This is a genomic window from Acrocarpospora pleiomorpha (genome assembly GCF_009687885.1).
In the GTDB taxonomy this organism is placed as follows: Bacteria; Actinomycetota; Actinomycetes; order Streptosporangiales; family Streptosporangiaceae; genus Acrocarpospora; species Acrocarpospora pleiomorpha.
The window spans coordinates 1-8,447 of the sequence record NZ_BLAF01000005.1 but is presented as its reverse complement, the minus strand read 5'-3'; the positions used below and the strand labels follow the sequence as shown (position 1 = coordinate 8,447).

9 protein-coding genes are annotated in these 8,447 nt (G+C 69.5%); 5 read left to right on the top strand and 4 right to left on the bottom strand.

Going from position 1 to position 8,447, the window contains the following annotated elements:
- Nucleotides 1–142 precede the first annotated feature (142 nt).
- From moaA to Aple_RS51780, 4 genes are all read left to right on the top strand, one after another.
- Nucleotides 143–1,126, top strand: coding sequence for a GTP 3',8-cyclase MoaA (moaA, locus tag Aple_RS02945; protein ID WP_218038104.1), 984 nt, complete (start codon nt 143–145; stop codon nt 1,124–1,126).
- 109 nt (nt 1,127–1,235) lie between these two features.
- Nucleotides 1,236–1,490, top strand: coding sequence for a hypothetical protein (locus Aple_RS02940; RefSeq protein ID WP_155342883.1), 255 nt, complete (start codon nt 1,236–1,238; stop codon nt 1,488–1,490).
- Nucleotides 1,491–1,648: 158 nt separating this feature from the next.
- A complete protein-coding gene (gene mobA / locus Aple_RS02935; RefSeq protein ID WP_170321264.1) occupies nt 1,649–2,236 on the top strand; it encodes a molybdenum cofactor guanylyltransferase in 588 nt (195 codons plus the stop codon).
- Nucleotides 2,233–2,490 carry a DUF6457 domain-containing protein gene (locus Aple_RS51780; RefSeq protein ID WP_170321263.1) on the top strand — a complete coding sequence of 86 codons (258 nt, stop codon included), beginning with the start codon at nt 2,233–2,235 and terminating at the stop codon, nt 2,488–2,490. Before mobA ends, Aple_RS51780 begins: the two co-directional genes overlap by 4 nt.
- Before the next feature lie 264 nt (nt 2,491–2,754).
- On the opposite strand, the gene Aple_RS02930 is transcribed toward Aple_RS51780, so the two are convergent.
- On the bottom strand, nt 2,755–3,069 hold the full coding sequence (locus Aple_RS02930; protein WP_155342882.1) for a DUF3099 domain-containing protein: 315 nt from the start codon (nt 3,067–3,069) through the stop codon (nt 2,755–2,757).
- Nucleotides 3,070–3,128: 59 nt separating this feature from the next.
- On the opposite strand from Aple_RS02930, the gene Aple_RS02925 reads away from it, so the two are divergent.
- A complete protein-coding gene (locus Aple_RS02925) occupies nt 3,129–3,344 on the top strand; it encodes a dodecin (RefSeq protein ID WP_155342881.1) in 216 nt (71 codons plus the stop codon).
- Nucleotides 3,345–3,874: 530 nt separating this feature from the next.
- On the opposite strand, the gene Aple_RS02920 is transcribed toward Aple_RS02925, so the two are convergent.
- The 3 genes from Aple_RS02920 to Aple_RS02910 all read right to left on the bottom strand — a co-directional run bounded on the left by Aple_RS02920 (nt 3,875) and on the right by Aple_RS02910 (nt 8,203).
- Nucleotides 3,875–5,242: a metallopeptidase TldD-related protein gene (locus tag Aple_RS02920; RefSeq protein WP_155342880.1), complete on the bottom strand. Its 1,368-nt coding sequence runs from the start codon at nt 5,240–5,242 to the stop codon at nt 3,875–3,877.
- A complete protein-coding gene (locus Aple_RS02915; protein ID WP_155342879.1) occupies nt 5,239–6,732 on the bottom strand; it encodes a TldD/PmbA family protein in 1,494 nt (497 codons plus the stop codon). The genes Aple_RS02920 and Aple_RS02915 overlap by 4 nt, the downstream gene beginning before the upstream one ends.
- A gap of 775 nt (nt 6,733–7,507) precedes the next feature.
- Nucleotides 7,508–8,203 carry a hypothetical protein gene (locus Aple_RS02910; protein ID WP_218038091.1) on the bottom strand — a complete coding sequence of 232 codons (696 nt, stop codon included), beginning with the start codon at nt 8,201–8,203 and terminating at the stop codon, nt 7,508–7,510.
- Between the last annotated feature and the right edge of the window lie 244 nt (nt 8,204–8,447).

Here is an 8,447-nt window from a genome sequence, read left to right as displayed (position 1 = left end):
GGGACAACCACGGCAAGCATTCGACCCCCGTGAGGTGGAGGCGTGGTAGTTCCGTTGCCTGTGGGGCGTCAATGGGCCGCTTTGGAGCGACGGGGATCGGAGGCATAAGGTGGAGGGATCTCGTGCGATGGAGGGTTTGCCCGTGCTGGTCGACTCGTTTGGACGGGTGGCGACTGATCTGCGGGTGTCGCTGACCGATCGGTGCAACCTGCGGTGCACTTATTGCATGCCGCCGGAAGGCCTGGACTGGCTGCCCAAGCCCGAGCTGCTGACCGCCGACGAGATCGTCCGGCTGGTCCGGATCGGCGTGGAGCGGTTCGGCATCACCGAGGTGCGTTACACCGGCGGCGAGCCGCTGCTGCGCCGCGAGATCGTCGACATCGTGGCCAGGACGTCCTCGCTGGGCGCCGAGCTCTCCCTGACCACCAACGGCATCGGGCTCGCGCGGCTGGCCGCCCCGCTGGCTGAGGCCGGGCTGCATCGGGTCAACGTCTCGCTGGACACGCTCGACCGGGACATCTTCATCAAGCTGGCGCACCGGGACCGGCTCAAGGACGTGCTGGACGGGCTGGCGGCGGCCGACCAGGCCGGGCTCACCCCGGTGAAGGTCAACGCCGTGCTGATGCGCGGCATCAACGATCATGAGGCGGTCCCGCTGCTCCGGTTCTGCCTGGAGCAGGGCTACGAGCTGCGTTTCATCGAGCAGATGCCCCTGGACGCGCAGCACGGCTGGAGCCGGGCCAACATGATCACCGCGGACGAGATGCTCGCGGCGCTGCGCGCGGAGTTCGACCTCACCGACGCCGACCCCCGCGAACGCGGCAGCGCCCCCGCCGAGTTGTTCCTGGTCGGCGGGGGACCGGCGAAGGTCGGCGTGATCGGTTCGGTCACCAGACCGTTCTGCGGAGCCTGCGACCGAGTCCGCCTGACCGCCGACGGCCAGGTCCGCAACTGCCTCTTCGCCACCGAGGAGTCCGACCTACGCTCCGCCATGCGCGCCGGCGCCTCCGACGACACCCTCGCCGCCCAATGGCTCGCCGCCGTCCAAACCAAGAAGCCCGGCCACGGCATCGACGACCCCACCTTCCTCCAGCCCGCCCGCCCAATGTCCGCCATCGGCGGCTAAACCATGCCCCCGGTCCCTGACACAGCGGCCGAAAGCTGGCCCGGGAGCGGCACGGTGGCCGGAGGTCGGCCCGGGAGCGGCGCGGCGGTCGAAGGCCGGCCTGAGAGTGGTGCCCTGGCCGAAGGTCGGCGAGGGAGCGGCGCGGTGGCCGGAGGTCGGCCTGGGAGCGGCGCGGCGGTTGAAGGTCGGCCTGAGAGTGGTGCCCTGGCCGAAGGTCGGCGAGGGAGCAGCGCGGCGGTCGAAGGTCGGCCTGAGAGTGGTGCCCTGGCCGAAGGTCGGCGAGGGAGCGGCGCGGCGGCCGGAGGTCGGCCTGGGAGTGACGCGGTGGCCAAAGGTTGGCGTGCCCTGGCCGAGGGTCGGCTAGGAATTGTCGCGGCGGCCGGAGGTCAGCCTGGGGGTGACGCGGGGGTCGAAGGCTGGCCGGGGAGCGGCGCTTTGGCCGAGGGTCGGCGAGGGAGTGGCGCGGCGATCGAAGGCTGGCCCGGGAGTGGCGTGGCGGGTTCGGGTGCGCCAAGGGATGGCATGGCCGCCGAGGCGGCAGGCGATGGGGTGCCCCCCTACGACGCGATTGTTCTCACGGGAGGGCGCGCCAGACGGTTCGGTGGGGCGGATAAACCAGGCGCGCTGGTCGGCGGGCGTTCGCTGGTCGAGCGTGTCGCGGCGGCCGTGTCCACCGCGCGTCGTCTGATCATCGTGGGAGACCGGCGGGAGTTGGCGCATCCCGGCGAGGTCGTTTTCACCAGGGAGGATCCGCCCGGCGGCGGTCCGGTTCCGGCCGTGCGTGCGGGCCTGGTTCACGCCGGTCAGCCCTGGGTCGCGCTGCTGGCCGGAGATCTGCCCTTCCTTACGACCGCCGACATCGAGACGTTGCTCTCGGCAGCGAGCACGGGAGCCGTGCTTGTTGACGACACCGGGCGCGAGCAGTGGCTGGCCGGGGTGTGGCGGCGCGATGTGCTGGCGGGTGCGCTGGCTCGTTACGATGGGCGCTCGCTGCACGGCGTACTCGGCCCCCTGGAACCGGCACGGGTGGCCGTGCGGGACCGGGTGCCGTGGTTCGACTGCGACACCACCGATGATCTGGCGTTGGCCAACCGACAGGAGACGGCGTGAACGTGCTGGAGCAGTGGACGGCCCGGGTCTGCGCGGAACTGGGCGTCGACCCCGCCCTGCTGGACCGGGACGCGGTCCTCGACATGACCAAGGACGTCGCGCACGGCGTCGCCCGCCCGGCCGCGCCGCTCACCGCGTACCTGCTCGGCCTCGCCCAAGGCGCCGGCACGGCCCCGCCGGACGCGCTGGCCCGCATCTCCGCCCTCGCCGAAGCCTGGCCGAAGGAGCAGCCCGGAACCATGCCGGAGCAGTAACTGAAGCCTGGCCGGAAGAGTAAACGGGTGCCAAGCCAGAGACCACAGGGATCGATCAAAAGTTAAAAGGGACGCCGCTCTTACCAGATTCACGCACGGCTCCGGAAAAGGGCGATGCCGGGTGGTTACGGGGGCAAACCACCCGGCATCGCTTCATCGGCGTTCCGACGGGGGCCCGGAACGCCGGCACCAGCGCTCCGACGGGGGACCAGAGCGCTTGGCTAAACTGTACACCTACCACCCTTGGGATGCGTCAAGACTTAGTCACGACCCGATCTCGCGTCGATGCCGTGGTATCTCGTTTTGGTTAGATTCAGCATCGTCCAAGGGTGCGGGCAGCCCCGCGGCCCGCTCATTGGCCCCGATCACGGCAAGGTACGGCAAAAGCACAGCCCCCGCGATGAACAGTGCACGGATCGGCCAGGGCGCGGGCACCGCTACAGCCAAGATGAGGCAGACGACACGGATGCTCATCTTGATGACGTAGGAGATCTCGCGCTTGCGAATATCGGCCGACAGGCTCGGCTGCGCGTCCGTCACCTGATGCACTTCCGGGCGGTTACGGCGTCTGACCTTCATGTTTCCACCCTACGCCGCCACGATATGATCATGCGATCAACGAGGAGTCGGAGGACGTCATGGGGGATCGCACATATCGGGTCACCGAGATCGTCGGCACATCAGGGGAGAGCGTCGACCAGGCCATCCGCAACGGCATCCGCCGGGCCGCCCAAACCCTGCGCCACGTCGACTGGTTCGAGGTGACAGAGGTCCGCGGCCACATCCAAGACGGCGAAGTGGCCCACTTCCAGGTCGGCATGAAGGTCGGCTTCCGCCTGGAAGACTCCGAATAACCACAACAACCGGCCACCCAACGCCCGGCCACCCAACGCCCGGACGCCCACGAGGAACGCCCAACTGGAAGGACCGCCCAGCCGGTCATTTCAGTCACCCCACCGCGCTATGACACCTACTCTCGCCGGGTAACCACGGTGATGGCGGGGGCGGGCGGAGCCCGAGGGTAAGCGAAAGGGCTGGGTGGGTGGGACATCCACCGCGTGGTATCTCCCCGGCCACCGGAATGACCGGTAGCCGAACAGCCAGGACGCCTGGCTGCCGTCCTGACCGCCCGGCTCAGGCGACCGGCAAACCGGAACGATCGGACGGCCCGGACGACCGGCAGCCGAATAACCCGGATAACTGGTCCGCCGGGCCTGACCGCCTGGCTCAGACGATCGGCAAACCGGAACGATCGGTCGGCTCGGACGACCGATAACCGAATAACCCGGACGACTGGCCGCCCGTCCTGACCGCCTGGCTCAGGCGACCGGCAAACCGGAACGATCGGACGTCTGCCTGGCCTGGCAGCCGACCGCCTGGTTTGCTAGTTCGCCTGGCTGACGGTGGACATGTTGAAGTCGGGTACGCGGATGGGCGGCATGACCGCGCGGGTGAAGTAGTCGTTCCACTCGCGCGGTAGTGTCTGCTCGCTCGTGCCCACCTGGGTGAGGCGCCCGAGCAGGTCCACCGGTGACTCGTTGAAGCGGAAGTTGTTGACCTCGCCGACAACCTCGCCGTGCTCCACCAGGTAGACGCCGTCCCGGGTGAGGCCGGTGAGCAGCAGCGACTGGGGGTCGACCTCGCGGATATACCAGAGGCAGGTGAGCAGCAGCCCGCGCTCGGTGTTGGCGATCATGTCCTCCAGCGTGCCGGAACCGGTCGCGCTTTCCATGATCAGGTTGTCGATCTGCGGGGTGGTGTTCAGCCCGGTCAGCTCCGCCGAGTGGCGGGTCTGCACCAGGTTGGCCAGCGTGCCGTCGGAGATCCAGTTCGTGTGGTCCAGCGGCAGCCCGTTGTCGAACACCGACTGCTCCCGGCCCGAGGTGTGCGCGACCGCGAAGTTCACGCACTCCACGCCGGGGTGGCGCGGGTCGCTGAACAGCTGGATGGGCGTGCTGGACAGCTGATCGCCGACCCGGGTGCCGCCCCCCGGCTTGGCGAAGACGGTCCGGCCGTCGGCCGCGTCCCTGGCCCCGGCCGACCAGTAGAGATAGATCATCAGATCGGAGACGGCCGTCGGCGGCAGGATCGTCTCGTAACGCCCGGCCGGCAGGTCGACCCGGCGTTTGGCCCAGTCAAGCCGCCGTGCCAGCGTGCCGTCCAGCGCGGCCACGTCCACGTCGGTGAAGTCCTTGGTGGCCACACCCGCCCAGGCCGAACGGGTCATGTCGGGCGACTTGGCGTTCAGTTCCAGTCGCCCGGTCGGCTGGTCGTAGCGGCGGCGCAGGCCCCCGCTGGTGCCGACGAAGACCGAGTTCACCAGGTGCTCGGCGAACCCGTACAGCTTACGGCCGGAGGCTTCGGCGGTGGCGAAGGCCTCCCCCAGCGCGGGGGCGAACGCGGAGAACACCTCGATCGAGGTGGGTTCGGCGGGAACCTCCCAGTCGGCCTGGACGAAGCCCTCCACCAGAGGCCTGGCGTCCTCGGACGGCTGCGCGTCCCTGGCCGCCTGGTCGGCGGCGGCGACCACGTCGGCCAACTGGTCGGGCCGGACGGCGGAGCGGGACACCACACCCACCCCGGCGCCGGAGATCGAGATCACCGTCAGCCGGGCCGAGCGGGCCACGCCGTTGGTGGTGAGGGTGTTGCCCGCGAAGCGCAGGTTGGCGCTGGAGCCCTCGTCCACGATGACGACGCGGTCGTCCGCCCCCGGCAGCGCGAGCGCGCGTTCAACAGTCTCCTGCGGGGTCACTTGCCACCCTCCTGCACCGTGTTGAGGATCCGGACGTTCCGGAAGCGCGCGGCCGGACAGCCGTGGCTGACCGGCGCGACCTGGCCCGGCTGGCCCTTGCCGCAGTTGAAGGCGCCGCCCAGCACGTAGGTCTGCGGGCCGCCCACCGCGTCCATGGAACGCCAGAAGTCGGTCGTGGTGGCCTGGTAGGCCACATCGCGCAGCTGCCCGGCCAGCTTCCCGCCGGAGATCCGGTAGAAGCGCTGGCCGGTGAACTGGAAGTTGTAGCGCTGCATGTCGATCGACCAGCTCTTGTCGCCCAGCACGTAGATGCCGTTCTCGACCCCGGCGATCAGCTCGTCGGTGGACGGGCCGCCCTCGGCGGGCCGCAGCGAGACGTTGGCCATGCGCTGGATCGGCGGGTGGCCGGGGGAGTCGGCGAAGGCACAGCCGTTGGAGCGGCCGAAGCCCTTCAGCAGCGCCATCCTGCGGTCGAGCTGGTAGCCGGTCAGGGTGCCGTCGGTGACGATGTCGAACGACTGCGCCCGGACCCCCTCATCGTCCCAGCCGACCGTGGCCAGGCCATGCTCGGCGGTCCTGTCGCCGGTCACATTCATGATCTTGGACCCGTAGGTGAGCTCGCCGAGCTGGTCGAAGGTGGCGAACGAGGTGCCCGCGTACGCCGCCTCGTAGCCGAGCGCCCGGTCCAGCTCGGTGGCGTGGCCGATCGACTCGTGGATTGTCAGCCACAGGTTGGAGGGGTCGACGACCAGGTCATACTTACCCGACTCGACCGAGGGCGCGGCCAGCTTCTCGGCCAGCAGGGCGGGCAGCGTGGCCAGCTCAGCGGGGAAGTCCCAGCCCGTCCCCGTCAGGTATTCGTAGCCGCGCCCGACCGGCGGGGCCAGCGTGCGCATGTCGTCGAAGCGCTCGCCGTCGCCCTTCATCGCGGTCAGCTGCGGATGCACCCGGACCCGCTGCTGGGTGGTCACCGTGCCCGTCGAGTCGGCGTAGAACTTCTGCTCCTTGACCTGCATCAACGAGGCGGACACGTGATCGACCTGGCCGAGCAGCCCGCCCGACCACTCGCCCAGCAGCTCCACCTTCTCGCGCAACGGCACGTCGAACGGATCCACGTCGTACGCCGACACCCAGGTGACATCCGCATACACCGGCTCGGGCGCCAGCTCGACCGGCTCCCGGTTGATCGGCGCGCTCACCTCGGCCACCTGCACCGCCTGCTCGGCCACCGCGACGGCGGCCTCCGGCGTGAGCGCGATCCCGGCGGCGAACCCCCAGGTCCCGTTCTTCACCACCCGCACGGCGAAGCCGAGGTCGTCGGCGTCGATAGAGCCCTCCAGCCGCGCGTCGAACAGGCGCAGCGTCTCCGCGCGCACCCGCTCCACACGAAAAGCCGCATACTCGGCACCCAGCTCACGGGCCCGGCCGAGCGCGGCGTCGGCCAGCCGCCGAAGCGGCAGGGCGAGAAAATCCGGATCGATCTGACGCATGCGCCCGATCCTAGCGGGGCCATCCGACAATCCCGCCGGGCCTCCATCCGCCTCGGACCCACGGCCCAACCCGGCCGCGATCTGGCGCTGATCCGCCCCCGGACCCATGGCCGACCCTGGGCATGGGTGCCCCTACGTGGAGGATCCGGGGCGGGGAAGGATCGGCCGCTACTGGTCGTGGGGCGGCATAGGCGGCGGTTACTGGGGATGATGTTGTCCAGTAAGGGCGGCGGCGAGGACGAGTGGCTGGCGCTGGATCCGGGGACCTGGATCGCGAGGACGGCCTTCGTTCTTGCGGCTGAATCGGATCTTCGAGCTAGATGAGGGAGAAACGATCTTCACCGGCAATGGTGACGATCGGACTCACCATTCCAGTATTCAGCCCCCTTCGCATGCGCCGCCATCTCGTGGCTTGGAGACTGAGCCCAAGCGGTCCGCCCATGTGGCGCAGCCGATCTGACAGGACGATGTTGTGAGCACACCGGGAAGACAATGCCACGCGTCGCTGACAATTCGCACATAAATGACTACGCGGAGTTGTCAATCGAACGTGTGAGCGATATCCTGGAAGTGAATCGGCCAGCCGATCCCAGGCAGGAGGTGTTCCGCGATGATGACCTCGGGTGCGGTGCTGCTCCTGCCCGGCCACCGTGCCGCCACTTCTTCCCCCGCTGGTTCTCCCACCTGTACTCCGGCTGACCCCGCCCCCTTCTCTCCTCCGGAAACCTGCGCTCCAGCCGACCGCGACCCCGCCGGACTCTCCCTCAACCTCCGCTCAGCCGACGTGCTGGTCCTCCACCCGGAAACGCGTCCACCCCGGCGACGTGCCGGAGCACACGAAACCGGCCGCATGCCCGGCGATTCCCGCGGCGCGGTCCTGCTGCTCGATCCCTCCCGAACCCGAGTCATCACAGCCGGCTCCGGCAGCGACTCCGGCACCTCGCGTTCCGGCGTCTCGCGTTCCGGCACGGCACACCCCCCAACGGCACACCCCGCACCGGCGTGTTCCAGCACCGCCCGAGCCACCGCTGAACCCGCCAACACCCAGTTCGGCTCTGCCCAGTTCGGCCCCACCCCGTTCGGTCCGGCCCAGCAGCCTGGTGTCCGGCTCTCCGGCGGCGGCCATCCGTCGCCGCGATCCGGACACAAGTCCTCCGGCAGTCGGCACGTGACCGACGCGCGTGCTCAACAGGCCGGTGACGGTGTCCGGGAGACAGCTCAGCGTGCCCGCGAAACCGGTCAGCGTACCGAGACGGCCGGTCACGCTGCCGGGGAGGCTGATCACGCTACCTGGGGGGCTGGTCGGGATGTCGGGGAGGCCGGTCACGCTGCCCGGAAGGCTGATTGGGGCGTGTGGGGGGCGGATCGGGGTGCCGAGGAGATTGGGCGGGGCGCCGGTCGTGGGCGGGGGACTGATCAGGCTGCAGGGGGTGCTGCGGGGTTCGGGGATCACCCTGACCATCCCGATCATCCCGATCGCTCTAACCGCTCCGATCGTTCTGGCCGCTCCGATCGCTCCGGTCGTTCTGATCATCCTGGCCGTTCTGATCACCCTGATCCGGGTTTGGCCGGGGCGGCGATACGGGAGTGGCTGCACCAGATCGAGGTGATCGCCGCCGACGGGTCGCGGGTGCCGTCTGATGTGGAGGCGGCGATGGCGGAGATTGTGGTGTTGGCGCGGGCGATCGATCGGGCCGAAGCCGCGATCGCGGTCC